Genomic DNA, 19755 nt, shown 5'->3' on the forward strand with positions numbered 1-19755 from the left:
GGGGAATCCGTTATTTCTTCCAATCTGTCCTACGGATCCACAAACTTATGCTGATACTAAACACCATCATGAGGGAAATGATATTCATAACTGCCAGTGTTTCTCCGCGAATGAGATCAAAGATCGTCAAGGCTGCCAGCACGACCGACAACGCGGTAAATACATAAGCAATAAACGCCATTCTGCCATCCTTCAGCGGACCAAAATAAGAGTTACTTAAAATACTTGCCACAGAGCCGTATGTTATAGCAATACAGACAATACTGATCAGCGTTTCTCCAAAGCCGACATTCTTTTCGAAATCATACAGATGCATATCGTTTAGAAATGCAGCCAGTAACATGAGTATAATCGTTATGAGGAAGGCACGAGTCATAATTCTGCCGCGAACCTGTTCCTGTCGTTCATCAAAGTTTTTCATAATCTTCACTCCTCCCAAAATAAATCATTCAGTGTTTTTCCCAATACCCGGCATATGGTAATACATAAATTTATACTTGGGTTATAATCTCCCTTTTCGATGGCATTGATTGTCTGTCTGGTTACACTGACTTTTTCTGCAAGCTGTTCCTGTGTCAGATCCATCGCTGCTCTCGCGGCCTTCAATTTCAGATTTTTCGCCATTGCACCACTTCCTCTTCCCTTTTATTGTATGCTTTATTTTCTATTATGTCAATTATATTTTACATTCATATTTTATTAATGCTTTGAATAGGTTTGTCCTTGCTATTATTATAAATATAAGGCGCTGTTGTATCTTTCCCCTACCTTATAAAAAAGACATCACATAGGATGTCAGTTTTCATTCGTTTCTCCGGGAGCCTTTTCTATAATTCTTTTTAATTTCTTTTCAAACTGCACTCTGGGAAACAGCACACTTGTACCACAGCCCAGACATTTAATGCGAATATCTGCCCCCATACGTATAATTTTCCAATATTTTGATTTATGACATGGATGTTCCTTTTTCATTTCGACGATATCATTGAGATCATAATCTTTTTCTATCATAAGCACCTCCACATTTATAAGACAATTTCCAGAATTCCGATGATCATATACCCTATCAGAATCCACATGGTGATTCCCATAAGCACACACAGCAGCTTCTTCAGCGTTTTGTTCCAGCCCTTATACAGGCTGTCAAGAAACAGCTCCATCAGACCGTAGGTCCCACATGCCAGTCCCTCAACCAGTATCTCACCCAAAAATTCTATCAGCATATCAGCGGTGTTTCCGATAGGATTCCAGCGTATTTTCCAAGAGCATTGCAATGGTCATCGGTCCAACGCCCTTAGGTACCGGTGTAATTACGGCCGTCTTGTCTTTCACTCTCTCAAAATCCACATCACCGCACAGCCTGCCATCCACACGGTTAATGCCGACATCAATGACAACAGCTCCCTTTTTCACCCAGTCAGCCGTAACCAGGCGGGGACTTCCAACGGATGCGATCAGGATATCCGCTTCCGCACAGATTTCTTCGATATTCCTTGTCCTGGAATGGCAAATGGTTACCGTGGCATTGCGGTTTAACAGCAGCTGCGCAACCGGCTTTCCAACAATATTGCTGCGGCCGATGACGACTGCGCGAAGACCGCTTAAATCAGAATATCCAGCAGTGTCCAGCATACGCAGGATTCCCTTTGGAGTACAGGGCAGATAGGTATCCTCCTGCAGCATCAGCTTTCCTATATTATATGGATGAAAGCCATCGACATCCTTTTGCGGATCAATAGCAAACAGAACTTTATGCTCATCCATATGCTTTGGCAGCGGGAGCTGTACCAGAATACCGTCTACGGAGGTATCCGTATTCAATCTGTGAATTTCCGCCAAAAGCGCTTCTTCTGTGGTATCCTCCTGCAGCCGCAGCAGAATGTTTTCCATTCCGATTTCTCTGCACGCCTTTTCCTTACCGGTCACATAGGACAGGCTGGCAGGATTATCCCCTACCAGAATCACAACAAGCTTCGGAATCCTTTTTCCTTTCTCACGCAGCTCATCGATCTGTTCCTTCAACGAGGTACGTATATCCTTCGCTATTTCACTTCCATATAAAATTGTGCCCATTTCACTTCCTCCTACCATTCTTCACTGTCCAGCAAAATTGTAACCGGACCGTCATTCAGTAAATCCACCTTCATATCCGCACCAAAGATCCCCGTTTCCACATGGATACCATAAGTACGCAGCTCTTCATTAAATGCATGGTACATCGGCTGTGCAAAATCCCCGCGTGCCGCTTTTTCAAATCCCGGGCGTCTTCCCCGTTTACAATCCGCATACAGCGTAAACTGTGATATAGAAAGAATACTGCCACCGATATCCTGAAGCCCTCTGTTCATTTTTCCATTTTCATCCTCAAATACACGAAGCTGTGCGCATTTTCCTGCCATCTTCCTCATGATGTCCTCGGTATCCGTCGGCGTAATTCCCACCAGCAGCAGAAATCCCTGCTGTATACTTCCTGTTATAGCTCCATCAACACGCACACTTGCATGCTGTACCCTCTGTAGCAATACTCTCATGATGTCACCTCGCTGTTTCCTAGTATACCGTAACTTTGTAACAAACACAATTCTATTTTCTGAATATTTTTCATTTTAGGGAGAGATTCCGAAAATAAACATATTTGAAGCAGGCATTAGATGTTCAAAGAAACAATGATTTACATTTGCATCAAGCTTTCTGAATCATTCCTATGGAAAAAGCTGACTTGACGATAAAACAAATTCATCCCTTTTGTGTATCTTTAAAAAACTGTGACAGGCGATGTCTTGTAGCATACTGTCAGCCTTTGTCACAAGGGCAAAGCCTGATTCCGGTTTATCCATAGCATTCGCATTGGATTTCTGCGTATTTCAAACATTTCGTATATGTGCCGACATATACGATGCAGCCATATACAAGAAAAAGCCCAGTATTGGGCTTTCACTTCCTATATTGTTCATGCCTGCATTTTCTGTTGAAAAGCAATATCAGATGACACACACAGCATGAACATACATATCCGGATTCCTTATGCATTTCCATATAACACATTTAACCTATGGAGAATCCTCCTCCGCGCTAAAAACTGACTGACATTATTCATCAGCGAAGCTGATTTCCTTTGGATACTCCCAGCATTGCAGCTCCTCCTGTGAAAAAGCTTCCGGTTCCTTTCCCTGATGTACTGTCAGCGCATTATAATACAACTGTGCCAGCTCCTCAATGTAATTGGCCTTTAAATACGCTTCGTAAATATCTCTTGTATCAAAAGCAACCGTACCATGCTTTTCCAGTAAAAAGCATTCCGCCTCCTTACAGACCTCAACAACAGAATCAGCCAGCTCCATCGTACCGGGGCGGCCATAGGGTGCTACCGGAATACGCGCCTTGGTGAGCCCGAAATTTGCGACCTCATATACGATTGCCGGAATCGGTTTGTTCAACAAAGCAAACGTGGTGCCATACATGGAGTGTGTATGCACGATTGCCCTCGCATCCTTTCTCGTCCTATAAATCATCAAATGCATCAAGGCTTCACTCGTCGGTCGTAATCCGGATGCATGCTCCAAAACATTGGCATCCAGATCCATAACAATCATATCACGGGGTGTCAGCATTTCGCGATCAACACTGGTCGGTGTAATAACAATATAGCCGCTTTTCGCATCACGGGCAGAAAAATTCCCTGATTTGTGTTTACATAACCCATCCCTCTGCGCACGCTTTGCTATTTCACAAACATCCTTTTTTAAATGCTCTAACATATGAGGTTCCTCTCCTTTTCATATCCTTCTCTTTTATTTCATTCCAAAAGAAGCTGATCAAAACACTATCCAATGAGACATATGTTTCCTCTATGACAAAAGGAAAAGAAGTTGCTGTCTCCTTTTCCTTGCCATAATCGAAAGCTGAAGAAATCAGCTCAGTCCGAAATGTTCTTTCAATTTCCGTACATTTTCATCGGTCATTCCATGCATCATATTGGCTTTCACCAGAACATATACATACGCATTTTTATCGATTGCCTCAATCAAGCCGATGGCATCCGAAATGGAATTGCCACTCGAGAATATACCATGGAACGGCCACACAACGACCCTTTTATCCTTCATTTTATCAGCTGTCGCCGGACCGATCGGACCTTCTCCGCATTTCATCCAGGGCAATACTGCCAGTCCTTCTGGGAACACCAGCGCACACTCGGAATTCATCTTCCACAAGGTCTGTGTAAAGCTTTCCTCATCCAGCTCATGAATCATCGTCATTGCATTCAGGTAGGTTGGATGACAGTGCATTACAATTTTGTTGTTTGCATCATCTGCGAGCCTTGCACGATGACACAGTACATGGGCGGGAAGCTCGCTGGTTGGTCTTCCTCTTCCCTGATCAAGTCCCCACAGAATATCATATCCGTTTTCCTTGAACTGAATGATTCCCAGATCCCGTTCATACTTTTTCTTCATTGTGCGAAAGCATGCTCCGGATTTTGTGACAATAAATGCCTTTCCCTTTAAGCCAGCTGTATCAAAGGCAACATCAACAGATGCCGACACCTGCATATACTCCTTCAGCTGATCAAATTCATCATCTGAAAGAAGATAGCTGATATTTCCTGCATGATATTCTCCCCATCCTGCTTCCCAGAAATACTGGCAGGCATCAACGAGTTCTTCTACAAATGCTACGTCTAAAATATTCATTATGACGATCCTTTCTATATATGGATAGTCTTTCGATTCCGTGAGGACGGTATGCCGCATTCCTTTCGGTATAAGGTTACACTTCTTCTGGATATCACAAATCCGTCTTCCTCCAGCAGCTGATGAATTTTCTCATCGGAATAGGGATGCTGTTTATCCTCAGAACGGATGATTTCCTTAATCTCGTTTCGAATAGTATCTATGGAGGCTGTCACTTCTCCCTGCCGTTCATAGCATCTCGGCACTAAAAAGTGAAAGGAGTAGGTTCCATATTCACATTGAAAGAATTTACCGGAAATCGCTCTGCTTATGGTGGAGGTATGCATTTTTAGCTGTTCTGCGATATCCACAAGGCGCAGCGGCTTCAATACACGTTCATCTCCTGTCTGGAAAAAGGCGGCCTGATATTCAACCAGAAAGGTTATGATTTTTTTCAGCGTCACCGACCTTCTGGAAATACTATATTGAAGCCATTTAAAATCATTCAGCTTTTCCTTCAGAAAGGCCTTTGCTTCCGCATTGCAAGCCGCTGATTTGTAAAGCTCATAGTTTTCCGTATTCATACTGAGCTTATCCTGCAGTCTGGCGTTCATTTCCAGAAGAAACGTAGAATCTTCTTTCCTTATATATACATCAGGAATGATAAACACCGTCTTCTCCCGTACTCTAAAGCCGTTTGCGGGTATGGGATTCAGTGAACGAATCAGCGACAACGCCTGTTTTACATGCTCCACATCGGTATGCTCCAGCTTCGCAATTTTCAAAAAATCTCCTGTACTGAGTGCCTCCAGATGAGAACATACGATATGCTGTGCCAGAGTGGAGCCTTCTATTTCCGATAGCTGAATGCATATGCATTCTCCGGTATCCTTTGCGCCCAACCCCTTCGGATCCACATGCTGCAGGACATGCAAATACTGCAGCAGTCTTGCCTTCTTTATATTCAGGAATTTGCACAAATCATCCGGTGTTTCTGAAAGAAATCCTCTGGAATCCAAAGACTCTAATAATACGGTAAAAACCTCTTCATCTTTTTTTGTCTGCATATGCGGATAGAGCTGCACGATGACATGCTCGAACAAATCATCCTGACTTTCATCCGCATATACAATTTCCTGAAGCTCACTCTGTTTTTTTCGAACCCGCTTAAAATCCAAATCGACATCTCTGGTCTTTAAGGATATTGTATTCTGATCAACATCAGAGAACGGATTATCCATCAGACTTGCATCGACCAGGGACTCCAGCTCATGCTGAGAAAGTGCCAGGATTTCCATGGAGGGTACGAGCTTCGATGAGAATTTCTGTTTCTGATTTTGTATAATTTCCAACGACTGTTTCATAGTTGAATTATACATCCATAAAACGCAGTTTTCAATTCCCTGTGTTTTTATTTATATACAATGCAGTTTTTGATAACCTTACCGCTAGCGTGCTCGACAATCGCCTTTTCAGTATCCTCAATACAGTATTCATTCTGTACAAAATCCTCTGCACTGATTGCCCCCATCTTCAACATTTCAAAGGCTGCATTTACATGCTGCGGAGTTGTATGGAACACGCCCTTCAATGTCAGCTGAGAATAGTGTACAAGTGTTGTATCCACAGGTACCTCCAGGCCTTTTTTCGTACCGCCGAAGAACAAAACCTCTCCGCCAGGTCTTGCCATACGCAGGGCAATCTGCCATACCTCCGGTAATCCGGCAGCTTCAATTGCCGCATCCACACCGCGCGCATCCGGTGTCAGCTCCTTCACTGCCTCTGCCTGATCCTTACCGTTGAGATCCTTAATATTGATGATCTCCTGAGCACCCAGCTTTTTCGCAAGTGCCAGTCTTTCCGGTGTCATATCACAGGCGATAACATGTGCACCTCTCAATACACACATACGTACAAACATCAGACCGATCGGACCGCAGCCATTGACACAAACATAATCACCGAGATCAAAGTTCGTCATTTCCGTTCCATACAAGGCACAAGCCAGCGGTTCCAGCAGAGCAGCCTGCTTATAGGACATTCCTTCCGGAATATGGAAGGTATTCAATTTGACGATTCTTTCCGGAATCAGCTGATACTCCGCATAGGCTCCGTTGGTAAACTGATTCTGAATCAGATCCACACACATGGACTCCTGTCCCTTTTTACAATAGTAACAGGTTCCGCAGGATGCAGAATTGTGTGCAACCACACGATCACCGACTTTAAACCCGGTAACCCCTTCACCGACGGCATATACGACACCGCTTGCTTCATGCCCCATGCCGAACGGCGGTTCATAGCGGTATCCGCGTTTATACGTTTTCACATCTGTACCGCAGGTTAAGGTAACCTCATTTTTAATAACGATTTCTCCTGCTTCCGGTACAGGAATTTCTGCCTCCTCCACACGGATATCACCGGGTGCGTAAAATTGTATTTTCTTCATCATAAGTATCTCCTCCTGTTTTTTTATTTCAATGTATTCAATATCATATTTCCCATACATTCCAGCTGCATTGCCATCGTAACAGCCCCCGGGTCCAAATGTCCTACGCCCTTATCGCTACGATAGCTGGCTCTTCCTTTAACAGCCTCCATCGACTTTGTACGCTTCGCACCGTTTGCGGCGCCTTCCATAAAATCCTGAATGATTTCTTCATCACGCCTGCCTGCGTCCAATCCTTCCCTGTATGCACGAAGTGCCGGGTATAATGCATCAATCATTGTTTTCTGTCCGGGCTCTGTTTTCCCGCGTTTCATGATTTCCTGCAGCATGGCATCATACACCTCATACAGACCGTGTACATCCAGCACAGCTTTTCCGGCACAAGCTCTTCCGGCCGCCATGTATCCGCTGCCATAAAGCGCCCCGGAGGAGCCTCCGACAGCTGAATACATTGTCATTCCAACCTTTTTGAACATATCTGCCAGCGTCATGTCTTCCAGCTCCTTTGACAGAGCTGTTATTTTTTCAAATCCCATATTCACATTCACCCAGTGATCGCCATCTCCTGTCGTGGAGTCCAGTTCCGTGACATAGTCCCTCTGCGCAGCAATCACCTCACGGGCTTCCTGAAAATAGCGGATAAAATCCTTTGTCTGTAATTGAAATCCCATTATCCAATCTCCTTAAATGCCGGGGTATTGCTTGGATACTCCAGCAGCCTTTTCAATTCCTCATCCAGCTGTAGGATACTGCAGGATGCCCCTGCCATTTCAATAGCCGTCATATAGTTTCCAACATAATACTTGACCGGCTTCAGACCTTCGGCACATAGCCGGGTATGCACATCAGAAGCCAGAATATATAATACCATCAAAGGAGTGGCACCCAGACCGTTGATCATGACTGCAACCTCACTACTTCCATAGTCCTTATCCGCAAGGATTCTGTTTACCATGATATCCGCAATTTCCTTTGACGGCTTCAGCTTTGTTTTCTCAATACCTGCTTCACCGTGGATGCCCATACCGACCTCCATGCAGTCCTCCTCAATCGTAAAGCCGCATGCTCCGACCGCCGGAATCGTACAGGCTGACAGCGATACGCCAAAGCTTCTTACATTCTCAATCGTTTTTTCCGCAACACGCTTAACCTCGGCAAGGGATGCCCCTGTTTCTGCTTTCGCACCCGCAATCTTATGCACGAATACTGTTCCTGCAATACCACGTCTGCCTGTAGATTCATCACTTTCCGCAACAGCAACATCATCCCTTACAACGACATGATCAACCTCAATACCTTCCATGCCGGCAAGCTCTTCTGCAATTTCAAAGTTCATGATATCTCCGGCATAATTCTTTATGATCAGCAGAACACCATGACCGGAGTCTGCAAGCTGTATTCCACGCAACACCCGGTCCGGGGACGGCGATGCGAACACGTTACCGCTCACTGCGGCATCCAGCATACCATAGCCGACATAGCCGGCATGCGCCGGTTCATGACCGCTGCCTCCTCCGGATACAAGCCCGACCTTATCACTTTTTTCCTTGCGGGCAATGACAACGCCTTCCCTGTCATATAAAACATCCGGATTCGCGATTTCAATACCCTGCAGCATTTCTTCAACAACGGCATTCGGATTATTTATTATCTTTTTCATTTCTGTTGTCTCCCTGGTGTAAACCACTCATTTTTGATCCCCCTCTGCGTATATACCTTCGGTAATTCAACCTTGTCATTTAATTTTCGCAGTCCGGCAGTGGAAACGGCGCAGAGTATTGCCAGCACCCAGTTGCGTGTCACTACTGATAAAAGAAGCGCGACAGCTGTCATACAAACGCCTATATACCACCAAAACTGTTGAAATCTGCTCATAGGATCACCTCATTCTTCATTTTGCTTATTGCATTACTATGATAGATACCGTGTCAATTGCAGCGACATAAGCTGCTTTTCCATAGGTTATATTACAACATACAGAAGGAAAGACACTTTTTTACTGCCCGGATTCCAGACGTTCCTTTGCGGCTTTTTCTCTTGCGGGTGCCAGCTTCAGGAAGTACAGAATCCCCAGTGCCACAACAGCAACACATGCCACGATACCGATCATGTTACCGGTTGCTGCTTCATATATTGCAAAACGGATTTCCGCGATATCGCAGCCCCACCATGTGATATCGGTGTTGTAGGTTCCGGCTGTATTTGCAAGATTTGTCAGGAGCGGTCCCATAACGGATGCCGCATAGCTTAAAATCGGACACCAAATCCAGGAAACGATACACATTTTCAGCACATCGCCCTTCATTGCCAGGAACAGTGGTACACAAACACAGACATTCATCAGATTTCCAAGAACCAGCGCAGTATTTCCCGGCAGAATCAGCGAGAAGATCAAGGCAACCGGAATTGTAAGAATGATGGCAACCCAGATTTCAGAGTTCCCTGCCAGAATTGGCCAGTCAAGCCCAATGATCAGCTCACGGCCAGGGAATTTCTTTTTCACCCATTCACTTGCCGCATCGGAAATCGGTGTCAGTGCTGTCATAAACAGCTTGGAAACCATCGGGAATAAGGTCAATGCAGTACCTGCCTGTACACCGAGCAGCAATGCACCGGAGCCTTGTCCTGCCGCAAGACCGATAATGGTTCCCATCAGGAAGCCAAGTACGTGATTTTCACCGAAGATACCGATTTTATTACGTATTTCCTGCGCATTCAATGTCTTTGTATTTGGCAGAATCTTATCCAGTATATTTGCAATCGGATAGAAGAAGATATTACTTAAAAACATACAGTGCGGCATACCTACGGAAGGAACACCGGTAAGCTCCAGAATCTGATACTTCGTGTAATCCGCATTCTTTAATTCCGCAATAATCTGTACAATAGCAACGATAAAGCCGACAATCACATTATTGCATGCACTTGTGACAAGGAAGGCTGTAAACACCTTGTTTCCTACATTCCACATATCCACATTCAGACAGTTCGTCCATCCGAGCAGCAGCATGATAACATTGATGGCAATCTGTATCGGGAACATGAGGAACGCATACTGCCACTGCCACGCAAGTCCAAGGGCCGGTGCCCATCCCATATCGATATACTTTAATGTACTATCTGATCCCTCAACGATTGTTGTGAAAGCAGCCCCGACGGTATCCCCCATATACCCAATCAATAAATTGATACCAATAAATGCAACACCTAAGGTCAATGCGGATGAGAACGCCTTGCCAGGTTTCATGCCTACGATCAAGCCGATAATGAATAACACAATCGGAAGAAATACGGCAGCGCCCAGGTCCAGAAGACCCTGGAATACGGTAGCTAACATTTCCATAATTTTTTTCTCCTCTTCTTTTCTTTTACTTTAATGCTTTGACAATTTCGTCAATGCAGGCATCCTTGCCCATTCCTGTCAGCAGCGGGATTCCGCTGATTACCGGAATGTCATAGCTTTGTACCACACCGCGCATCGGGGTAATGGATACATAGACATCTGCAGTCTTGATGAAATTATCAAGTGACTTGATATCGACAGCCTCAGCCTTCGCCAGATTACTTAATCCGCGTTCTTCCAGCGCCATATTGATTTTTGTAGCGCATGTAGCCGAGGTTGCGATACCACCTCCGCAAGCAACGATAATTGTTTTCATCTCATTCTCCTTTCTAACCATCTTTCAGGTCATTTACGCCTATTTAATAAAGCAAAAATTTTGCCAATTCCAGTGAACAGACACTTTTTCTTATGTTTTTACACCGGAGAAAGCATAGGGAAGCTATCTGCAAAAATGCTTTTTTGCCTCTTCTTATGTCTTACAGAATGGCTGTTTTTCCAATATGCTTCCTTATATATGTAACCCAAATTCCCCAACGCTCTTTTTATAACGTATATCCCTTTCATGCATGCTTACAGATAACTGCATTTATTTATTATTTCTTTTATATTTTCTATGCTATAATTTTAAATGAGATTTCAATCATGAACGAATATGCTCTATAAATCGTAGCTTTTCCATGCACCTATGGTATCACAAACAACCTCTGCATGTTATCTGCATAAGCATAGTGATAAATTTCAGCACGATAAACAGGAGCTTAAGGGAAGCATTTTCTCATAAATTTTCAGATATATTTCAGAATCAGCTTATAATTCCATAGTTTGGCAAGATTTTTGCTTTAATAAAAAGCGGGAGGTATTCAATTATGGAAAAATACAATATAAGGGATTTATTATTTGAAGAACTGATAGAATTAACGCTGGAAGCAGAGGATTTTGAAGATGCTATCAAAAAAATCGGTGAGGATGCATACCGGAAGGGATATGTTAAGGAAGGGTTTGCGGATGCAGTTATCAAAAGAGAAAAGCTGTACCCGACAGCATTACCCACGGAGGTACTCAAGGTTGCAATCCCTCATCCCATGGAAAGGGATACGGTTAAGAAATCGGCAATCATCATTACAAAGCTGAAAACCCCTGTGGATTTCACACTAATGGGATCAGATAATGAAACCGTACCGGTAAATATCATCTTTACGCTCGCTGTGAATGGTGCTGAGCATCAGCTGACAATTCTGCAAAAGCTTGTCGGAATGTTTTCAGAGAAGGAATCCATGGAGCGGATTAAAGCTTCCACCACGCCAAAGGAGATTATGAACTCATTGATTGAGCTTTTATCCTAAACGGGTGCTGTCTGTACGTTTCTGCAACATTTCATACGCAGAAACAAAGCACAGATTTCATGCAATACAATAGAGAAAGGCATTTGCAGTGCTCTTTTGCACAATGGCAAACTGCACATTCATTAATAAACGTACTGCTGCATCATGGTAAAACAAACGATGCATTCATAAAAGAAAAGAGGTGTAGATATGTCTGAGCAGGAAGTATTCGATTATATCTATTCTGTCATTACAAGGGAATATCTGGAAAACAGAATTCAGAAGAAAGAGAATTTCGGTATTACAGCAAAGGATATCGCCGATCACTTTAACACGTACCGTTCGACGGTCAGTACCATGCTGAATACGGCTGTCAAGAACGGCTTGTTTATCAAAATCGAAACCAGACCTGTTTTATTTATTCCTGTGGATATCGTAAAGAAGGAACTGCATGTTCACCTGGAAAAGAGTGTTTATACCCCGGAGGAAATCAGAAATCTGTTTTTCAAAAAGGAACAGGAGGCAGATTTCTTTTCCATCATGATTGGCTATGACGGCAGCCAGTCTTTACAGATTAAGCAGGCGCAGTCCGCAATTTTATACCCGCCAAAGGGGCTACACACACTGATTACCGGAGAAAGCGGCACTGGAAAGACATTATTCGCGCATACAATGTATGACTATGGCAGAAAAATAAAAGGTATGAGTGAAAAGGAATATCCCTTCGTGGAATTCAACTGTGCGGACTACTATCACAATCCACAGCTTTTACTGTCACAGCTGTTCGGACATATCCGGGGCGCTTTTACCGGCGCGGATCAGGAAACGGAGGGTCTTGTTGAAAAAGCTAATCACGGAATATTGTTTCTCGATGAAATTCACAGACTTCCTCCGGAGGGACAGGAGCTGTTATTCTATCTTATGGATACCGGACAGTACCGCAAGATGGGGGAAGCAAATACGATACGGAAAGCGGATATCCTCATCATTGGAGCTACAACAGAAAATCCGAAGGATGTCCTGTTGAAAACCTTTAAGCGCAGAATCCCTCTTACGATCAATCTGCCGCCGCTGCGCGAGCGCCCGCTACAGGAAAAGCTGAAAATCATGGAGCATCTCTTTTCCAAGGAGGCGATCCTTACACAGCGTACCTATATCATCGATGCGGATATTGTGAAAGCCATCACCCTGTATGATTTTACAGAAAATATCGGACAGCTTGCCTCTGAAATAAAAATACTGTGTGCACGCTCTTTCCTTGAAAGTAAAACCAAGGAATTCGGCGAAATCAAGATTCCCTATGTATTTCTGTCAGATAATATCCGAGAGGCTTATAAAAAGTATAGGAAAATCGGATATACGTTCACCGACAATTATGAGAACTACAACTATGACCTGGTAATCACGCCCTCCAATGAGATTACACATGTAAAGGAAAACGTACTGAATGAAGAAGCATACTGCAGTCTGATTGATGAAATTCGCAATTATTCCAGGCAGGGACTTACGAGCGATGAGGTCGCAATTCGCATATCCTCCGCAGTGTCTTCCTATTATGACGAAATTCTCAACAGCATGTATTTTAAAACAGTAAATAAGGATGAGCTTTATAAGATAATCGAACCGCGCATTGTCGATTTCTCACTGGAGGTCATGAAGGAAATACAAAACCGCCTGTCTGTAAAAATCACGGAACAGAGCATCCTTGTGCTGGCCTTTCATTTAAAATTTCTCATCGACAGATTGCGGAAAATAAAGCTGACGGAGAGCAGCTCTGTACCTGTGAAAACAGGGGATACGATTGTTGATGATATGATCGACAGGATCGAAAGCAAGTTTTCTCTGCGTCTGCCAACGGATGAGAAAAAGTTCTTTCAGCTGCTGATCAAGAATATTACAAGTGATATCATACCGGATAATTCATCAAAGGCTGCCTTATATATTCTTGCACATGGCAATACGGCATCCAGCATAGCGGAGGTATGCAACCGTTTGCTGCATACGGATTTTGTAAGGGCATTTGATATGCCGCTGACACAGGATGTCAATCAGAGCTACCAGCTGTTTATGGAGGAGATCGAGAGTCTGCATCTCAAAAAGGGTGTGATGATTCTGGCGGACATGGGCTCTCTTCTGGATTTTGGTCATAAGCTGACCAGAGATACCGGTATCCCCACACATACGATTCCAAACGTATCCACAGCGATTGCTTTGGACTTTGCGCACATCATGCTGAATCGCAATGAGCATATTGACCTCACCTATAATGAATATCTGATTAAAAACCGCTTTGAGCCTGCCTTTGCAGACTCAGAGAAAGAGCCTGCAATCATATCCGCATGTTCATCCGGTCAGGGAACAAGCATCGCATTTAAAAATATGATTGTTGAAATATTAAAGGAAAATTCGCTTGGCTACATCCATGTATTTGCGTTAAGCAATGAGGAGCTTCAAAAGAAAAATGAGACCTATCAGGAAATCGTGGACAGCTACAATCTGGTTGCTGTTATTGGAAATGCACATATTGATGTGGATGCCCCTTTCTTTCATATATCCGAACTGGTTACCGATGATAAAAAGGAGAATTTCATTAAATTTCTGAATAAAACAGGAGTAAGCGAACAAAAGACAAAGCATAAAAAAACAGACCAGAGTGCAGAGGAAGCTGCAGGATTTCTGGCTCAGCATGTTATGTATGTAAATCCACTGGCTGTTCAGAAGGTTGCCGCGGAATTTTTAGAAAATCTTTTTGATGATCTGGAGTATGAAGAAAAAAACAGAGCCTCTACCGGATTCTCATTGATTATTCATATCGGTTTTATGATTGAGCGTATCATAGCAAATAAGACAATCATATTTGACCATAAGACACCCTATTTGGACAGTAATAAAGAAATTTTTCAGAAAATAAGAAGCCATATCAAGTCCATTGAAGAGGCCTTTGAAATTGAGATCAGTGATGATGAAATCTGTTATATGATGATCACCCTGTATCCGAATACATATGATGCAGCTGTTGCATAACAGTGGAAGCGCGATACAGGCAGCATTTTGAGGAGAACGAATATGAATGGAAAAATCTACTTAATCGAATATACGGTTATTGTGTTGATCATGATGGTTTTCAACCGGTCAGCTGCATTGGAAAATATGCTCATTGCTTTTCTGATTGTCCTCATACAAATTGGCTTTGACAGGTTGAGAAGAAGGAAGTAAGCTTTTGTAGTTATACAGTACTTCATCCATAACGAATACATATACATAGGGAAATTCAAATATCTGTTGTATTTCATAAATATTTGGATTCCCTTTTTCGTCTACATCCGCAAGCTAGAAAAAATCGCTTCTACACTACGGATTTTTTAAGAATGTCAGGGAACAGTTAAAATCAATAGGCTGAATATAGATACCCGTTTTAAGCTTAGGATATTGCTTATTGAACAGAGTGATATCCTTTTCAGTAAGACTGCTTTTCCCGGATATAAATACAGACTTCTACATTCCTTTCTTTTTTTGCGGGAGGATTCAGCAAACATACATCAACTTAATGAACAATCAATGCTTTTATCAGCGCTTTGCATGATATCCACAAACCTGAACGTATCATAAATCTGCCCGTCAAAGAACTCACTGCATTCTTTACCATAGAGTCTTATACATTGCCTATAGCCATGGCATAAACTATAATTTTGCAGGTACGCTGAAAAGTAAACAAATCATGAATTTTTATAATATATATTCAATTGCTTCATTTCACAAAAAAGAGATACCAGATGATTCTGATATCCCTATAATTTTAACCACCGTAAACCTTGATACGGTTAATTGCTTTTGCCAATGCGACCTCAGCACGTTTCATGCTGGTGCGGTTATCCATTTTCTTCAAACGCTCTTCAGCACGTTGTTTTGCACGTCTGGCACGCTCGATATCAATTTCCTCACGACCCTCAATCGCATCTGCAAGGATACGCATCTCATTGTCCGCAAACTGAAGCAGTCCGCCGGCAATTGCATAATCCTTATATTCACTGCCTTCCATAAGAGAACATTTGCATGTTGTCAGCATTGCAACGATTGGCATGTGGTTGGGAAGAATTGTCGTTTCTCCTTCCACCGTCCGTACATGCACGCCGCCGACTTCGCCTTCCTTGTAAAGACCCAGCGGCGTAATGATCTTGATTTTGATCATACTCAGTTTTCCAGAGCCTTGGCTTTCTCGACAACTTCTTCAATCGTTGATGCGAACATGAAGGCCTGTTCCGGAAGATCATCGTATTTCCCATCCAGCAATTCCTTAAAGCTGCGTACCGTATCCTCACGGGATACATAGCAGCCCTTAATTCCGGAGAACACCTCCGCAACATGGAATGGCTGTGACAGGAAGTTACGGACACGGCGGGCACGGTTGACAATAATCTTGTCTTCCTCACTCAGCTCGTCCATACCCAGAATGGCAATGATGTCCTGCAGCTCCTTATAGCGCTGTAAAATCGTCTGTACTCCGCGGGCAACTGCATAATGCTCTTCACCAACAACAAGCGGATCCAATATACGGGAGCTGGATTCCAGCGGATCAACAGCCGGATAAATTCCCAGTGCCGCAATATCACGGTCCAGAACTGTTTTCGCATCCAGATGGGTAAATGCGGTAGCCGGAGCCGGGTCTGTCAAGTCATCCGCAGGAACATAGATTGCCTGAACAGAGGTAATGGAACCATCCTTCGTGGATGTAATGCGCTCCTGCAGCTGTCCCATTTCTGTCGCAAGTGTCGGCTGATAGCCTACTGCACTCGGCATACGTCCCAGCAAGGCACTTACTTCACTTCCCGCCTGGGTAAAACGGAAAATATTATCAATAAACAGCAATACATCCTGATGGTCGTGATCACGGAAATATTCCGCCATCGTCAGCCCGGTCAGACCGACACGCATTCTGGCACCCGGTGATTCATTCATCTGTCCGTACACCAGTACGGTCTTATCAAGGACACCGCTGTCCTTCATTTCATGATACATGTCGTTTCCTTCACGGGTTCTCTCCCCTACACCGGTAACGACGGACATTCCACCATGTTCCTTGGCAATATTATGAATCAGCTCCTGAATCAGTACGGTTTTACCTACTCCCGCACCACCAAACAAACCAATCTTACCACCCTTGGAATATGGACATAGCAGGTCAATGACCTTAATTCCTGTTTCCAGCATTTCTGCGGATGTCTGCTGCTCCTCAAAGCCCGGTGCCTGTCTGTGGATCGGCAGTGTGTTATCCGTTCCTACAGGTCCAAGACCATCAATTTCACGTCCGAGGACATTGAACATCCTTCCCAGAATTTCTTTTCCCACCGGTACACGGATCGCAGATCCTGTATCAATGGCTTCCATTCCACGAACCAGACCATCTGTACCGCCCATAGCGATACAGCGGACACGTTCATCACCGATATGCTGAGCAACTTCGACAATCAGAGATTCACTGTCTTTCAGAGGAATTTCAATAGCGGTCAATAGCTGCGGCAAATCTCCGTTCTCAAATGCAACATCGACTACCGGGCCAATGACCTGTACGATTTTTCCTGTATTCTTACTCATGGCTGCTCCTTTCATTCCATAGCGTTGACACCACCGACAATTTCCGTTATTTCCTGGGTAATTGCGGCCTGTCGCGCCTGGTTGAATTGTAATTCGAGAGTTTCCTTCAACTCCTCTGCATTATCCGTTGCACTTTCCATTGCCATACGTCTGCTTGCCTGTTCACTCGTTTTCGTTTCCAGGAAGTAGCTGTACAGCAGGGAACGCACGTACATCGGTACCAGGGTATCCAGAATCCGGTCACCCGCAGGTTCAAAGATGGTTTCTGCAGTCGTTGCTTTCTCTCGTTCCTCCTTTTCCACCGGAAGCAGCGTAATCAGCTTCGGTTCAAAGGTTACAGAATTAACAAAGTGTGTATATAAAATACGTATTTCCGATATTTCCTGTTTGCGGTACAGTTCCAATGCATGATCAGCTACACCGACCAGCTCACTGTAACAGTCCTCTTCCAGATCCGTTTCACTCTGCACAACATGAAAATCCTTATTGTGAATCCAGTTGGCTCCACGAGCTCCGATGATGACAAAGTCACCCTCATTGCCGATTTCATGCTGCAGCATACGGAAGATGTTGGCATTATAGCCGCCACACAGCCCCATGTCACTTGTAAAGACGATGGTATACGGTTTTCCTTCCTGCTTCTGCAGATACGGATGTCTGGAATGCTCGATGGAAGACAGAATTTCCTGCACGGTTTCTTTCAGATAGTGTGCATATTCCCTATTTTCTTCCATGTACTGTTTCTGTTTCTTCAGCTTACTGGTGGCTACCAGCTGCATCGCCTTCGTAATCTTTTTGGTAGATTCTACAGAGCGGATGCGCGCCTTGATCTCCAGTTTACCTGCTGCCATACATTATCCTTCTATCATATTCTTGAATTCAGTCTCAAACGCCTGTAATGCTGCCTTGATTTTCGCACTCAATGCATCATCCAGCGCCTGCTTCTCTTCGATTTCCGTTAAGATGTCCGCATGGTTTCGCTCCATGTACTTCAGCATTTCTTTTTCATACAGCTGAACATCCTCCACCTTAACCGACTTCAGGAATTTGTTTTTCGCCGCAAACAGAGATAAAACCTGATGGGTTACCGGAAGCGGATCATACTGATTCTGAATCAGCAGCTTCGTCAGACGCTCCCCGTGTGCAAGGGTTTCCGTTGTCGCCGCATCCAGATCACTTCCGAATTTCGCAAAGGCCTGCATTTCACGAAACTGCGCCAGCTCCAGCTTCAGGGAACCGCTCACCTGCTTCATCGCTTTGATCTGTGCCGCACTACCAACACGGGATACGGACAGACCGCTGTCTACCGCAGGACGTACACCACTGTTGAACAGCTCCGTCTGTAAGAAAATCTGTCCGTCCGTGATGGAAATAACATTTGTCGGAATATAGGCGGAAATATCTCCGGCCTGTGTTTCAATGATCGGCAGGGCCGTCAGACTTCCCGCACCAAGCTCATCGTTCAGCTTAGCCGCACGCTCCAAAAGACGGGAATGCAGATAGAAGACATCTCCCGGATATGCCTCACGTCCGGGCGGACGCTTCAACAGCAGGGACATGGTACGATAGGCAACCGCATGCTTACTCAAATCGTCGTAAACGATCAGCACATCATCACCGTTTTCCATCCATTCCTCACCGATGGCACAGCCTGCATATGGCGCAATATATTGCAGCGGAGCCGGTTCACTCGCCGTAGAGGATACGATTGTCGTATACTCCATGGCACCGTGGGAACGCAGCTTCTCTACGATCTGTGCTACCGTACTGGCCTTCTGACCAATGGCAACATAGATGCATTTTACATTGTTATTCTTCTGATTGATAATGGTATCAATGGCAATCGCCGTTTTTCCGGTCTGGCGATCTCCGATAATCAGCTCACGCTGACCGCGGCCGATGGGAATCATGGAATCAATGATTTTCAAACCGGTCTGAATCGGCTGATGTACACTTTTTCTTGTCATAACACCGGGTGCTACACGCTCTACCGGACGGAACTTATCACTTTTGATTGGTTCTCCTCCGTCGATTGCCTGTCCCAGCGCATTGACAACACGTCCCAGCATACCGTCCCCGACAGGAACCTCAACGATACGACCGGTACGTTTTACTTCATCTCCCTCACGGATGTTGGAGTCATCACCCATCAAAACAGCACCGACATGCTCTTCCTCCAGGTTTAATACCATACCATATACATCTCCGGGGAAACGAAGCAGCTCACCGGCCATCGCATTCTGTAAACCGTAGATCAGGGCGATACCATCACCAACGGTGATAATCGTACCAGTCTCATCGATTTCCAGATCCTCATCATATCTGCGAATCTGATCCTTGATCAGCTTACTTATTTCTTCTGGCTTTAAGCTCACT

The 19755-nt window shown here is 44.3% G+C and carries 22 protein-coding genes; 3 read left to right on the forward strand and 19 right to left on the reverse strand.

Annotated elements, in window-relative coordinates; all coding sequences use genetic code 11:
- Positions 1-10 precede the first annotated feature (10 nt).
- The 15 genes from ACESPQ_RS12280 to ACESPQ_RS12350 form a co-directional block, all read right to left on the reverse strand.
- A complete protein-coding gene (locus ACESPQ_RS12280) occupies positions 11-421 on the reverse strand; it encodes a hypothetical protein (protein WP_002606952.1) in 411 nt (136 codons plus the stop codon).
- 5 nt (positions 422-426) lie between these two features.
- The gene (locus ACESPQ_RS12285; protein ID WP_002606951.1) at positions 427-624 is read right to left on the reverse strand and encodes a helix-turn-helix transcriptional regulator; all 198 of its coding nucleotides are present in this window, start codon (positions 622-624) and stop codon (positions 427-429) included.
- Between the two features lie 171 nt (positions 625-795).
- A complete protein-coding gene (locus ACESPQ_RS12290) occupies positions 796-1011 on the reverse strand; it encodes a DUF951 domain-containing protein (protein ID WP_002606950.1) in 216 nt (71 codons plus the stop codon).
- 14 nt (positions 1012-1025) lie between these two features.
- Entirely contained in the window at positions 1026-1223 is a 198-nt protein-coding gene (locus tag ACESPQ_RS12295) for a hypothetical protein (RefSeq protein ID WP_002606949.1), read from the reverse strand.
- Position 1224: 1 nt separating this feature from the next.
- Positions 1225-2073, reverse strand: a complete 849-nt coding sequence (gene folD, locus ACESPQ_RS12300) for a bifunctional methylenetetrahydrofolate dehydrogenase/methenyltetrahydrofolate cyclohydrolase FolD (protein ID WP_118002431.1) — start codon at positions 2071-2073, stop codon at positions 1225-1227.
- 11 nt (positions 2074-2084) lie between these two features.
- Positions 2085-2531: a D-aminoacyl-tRNA deacylase gene (gene dtd, locus ACESPQ_RS12305; RefSeq protein ID WP_002606947.1), complete on the reverse strand. Its 447-nt coding sequence runs from the start codon at positions 2529-2531 to the stop codon at positions 2085-2087.
- A 558-nt stretch (positions 2532-3089) separates the two neighbouring features.
- Positions 3090-3758 carry a class II aldolase/adducin family protein gene (locus ACESPQ_RS12310; RefSeq protein WP_002606946.1) on the reverse strand — a complete coding sequence of 223 codons (669 nt, stop codon included), beginning with the start codon at positions 3756-3758 and terminating at the stop codon, positions 3090-3092.
- A gap of 153 nt (positions 3759-3911) precedes the next feature.
- Positions 3912-4694, reverse strand: a complete 783-nt coding sequence (gene rhaD, locus ACESPQ_RS12315) for a rhamnulose-1-phosphate aldolase (RefSeq protein ID WP_373144410.1) — start codon at positions 4692-4694, stop codon at positions 3912-3914.
- Between the two features lie 14 nt (positions 4695-4708).
- Complete coding sequence (rpoN, locus tag ACESPQ_RS12320; RefSeq protein WP_373144411.1) at positions 4709-6037, reverse strand: RNA polymerase factor sigma-54; 1329 nt, start codon at positions 6035-6037, stop codon at positions 4709-4711.
- A 47-nt stretch (positions 6038-6084) separates the two neighbouring features.
- Positions 6085-7125 (reverse strand): alcohol dehydrogenase catalytic domain-containing protein, encoded by a 1041-nt coding sequence (locus ACESPQ_RS12325; RefSeq protein WP_008818226.1) that lies wholly within the window; start codon positions 7123-7125, stop codon positions 6085-6087.
- A gap of 20 nt (positions 7126-7145) precedes the next feature.
- Entirely contained in the window at positions 7146-7793 is a 648-nt protein-coding gene (gene dhaL / locus ACESPQ_RS12330) for a dihydroxyacetone kinase subunit DhaL (protein WP_373144412.1), read from the reverse strand.
- Positions 7793-8782: a dihydroxyacetone kinase subunit DhaK gene (gene dhaK / locus ACESPQ_RS12335; RefSeq protein WP_373144413.1), complete on the reverse strand. Its 990-nt coding sequence runs from the start codon at positions 8780-8782 to the stop codon at positions 7793-7795. The genes dhaL and dhaK overlap by 1 nt, the downstream gene beginning before the upstream one ends.
- Complete coding sequence (locus tag ACESPQ_RS12340) at positions 8779-8997, reverse strand: hypothetical protein (RefSeq protein ID WP_002606940.1); 219 nt, start codon at positions 8995-8997, stop codon at positions 8779-8781. The genes dhaK and ACESPQ_RS12340 overlap by 4 nt, the downstream gene beginning before the upstream one ends.
- 121 nt (positions 8998-9118) lie before the next feature.
- A complete protein-coding gene (locus ACESPQ_RS12345; RefSeq protein WP_009270190.1) occupies positions 9119-10465 on the reverse strand; it encodes a PTS galactitol transporter subunit IIC in 1347 nt (448 codons plus the stop codon).
- 25 nt (positions 10466-10490) lie between these two features.
- Positions 10491-10781: a PTS sugar transporter subunit IIB gene (locus ACESPQ_RS12350; protein WP_002606938.1), complete on the reverse strand. Its 291-nt coding sequence runs from the start codon at positions 10779-10781 to the stop codon at positions 10491-10493.
- A 550-nt stretch (positions 10782-11331) separates the two neighbouring features.
- On the opposite strand from ACESPQ_RS12350, the gene ACESPQ_RS12355 reads away from it, so the two are divergent.
- From ACESPQ_RS12355 to ACESPQ_RS12365, 3 genes are all read left to right on the forward strand, one after another.
- Positions 11332-11808, forward strand: a complete 477-nt coding sequence (locus tag ACESPQ_RS12355; RefSeq protein WP_002606937.1) for a PTS sugar transporter subunit IIA — start codon at positions 11332-11334, stop codon at positions 11806-11808.
- Positions 11809-11997: 189 nt separating this feature from the next.
- A complete protein-coding gene (locus ACESPQ_RS12360; RefSeq protein WP_373144414.1) occupies positions 11998-14811 on the forward strand; it encodes a sigma 54-interacting transcriptional regulator in 2814 nt (937 codons plus the stop codon).
- A gap of 42 nt (positions 14812-14853) precedes the next feature.
- Positions 14854-15003 (forward strand): hypothetical protein, encoded by a 150-nt coding sequence (locus ACESPQ_RS12365; protein ID WP_002606935.1) that lies wholly within the window; start codon positions 14854-14856, stop codon positions 15001-15003.
- Between the two features lie 580 nt (positions 15004-15583).
- Here ACESPQ_RS12365 and atpC read toward each other — a convergent pair.
- From atpC to atpA, 4 genes are read right to left on the reverse strand one after another with little or no spacing between them, the layout of a single operon-like run.
- Entirely contained in the window at positions 15584-15976 is a 393-nt protein-coding gene (gene atpC, locus ACESPQ_RS12370) for an ATP synthase F1 subunit epsilon (RefSeq protein ID WP_002606934.1), read from the reverse strand.
- Positions 15977-15978: 2 nt separating this feature from the next.
- On the reverse strand, positions 15979-17379 hold the full coding sequence (atpD, locus tag ACESPQ_RS12375; RefSeq protein WP_257271011.1) for a F0F1 ATP synthase subunit beta: 1401 nt from the start codon (positions 17377-17379) through the stop codon (positions 15979-15981).
- Positions 17380-17390: 11 nt separating this feature from the next.
- Positions 17391-18230 carry an ATP synthase F1 subunit gamma gene (gene atpG / locus ACESPQ_RS12380; protein ID WP_002606932.1) on the reverse strand — a complete coding sequence of 280 codons (840 nt, stop codon included), beginning with the start codon at positions 18228-18230 and terminating at the stop codon, positions 17391-17393.
- A 3-nt stretch (positions 18231-18233) separates the two neighbouring features.
- On the reverse strand, positions 18234-19754 hold the full coding sequence (gene atpA / locus ACESPQ_RS12385) for a F0F1 ATP synthase subunit alpha (protein ID WP_373144415.1): 1521 nt from the start codon (positions 19752-19754) through the stop codon (positions 18234-18236).
- Position 19755 lies beyond the last annotated feature (1 nt).

The organism is Clostridium sp. HGF2, assembly GCF_964240115.1.
Lineage (GTDB): Bacteria > Bacillota_I > Bacilli_A > Erysipelotrichales > Erysipelotrichaceae > Clostridium_AQ > Clostridium_AQ innocuum.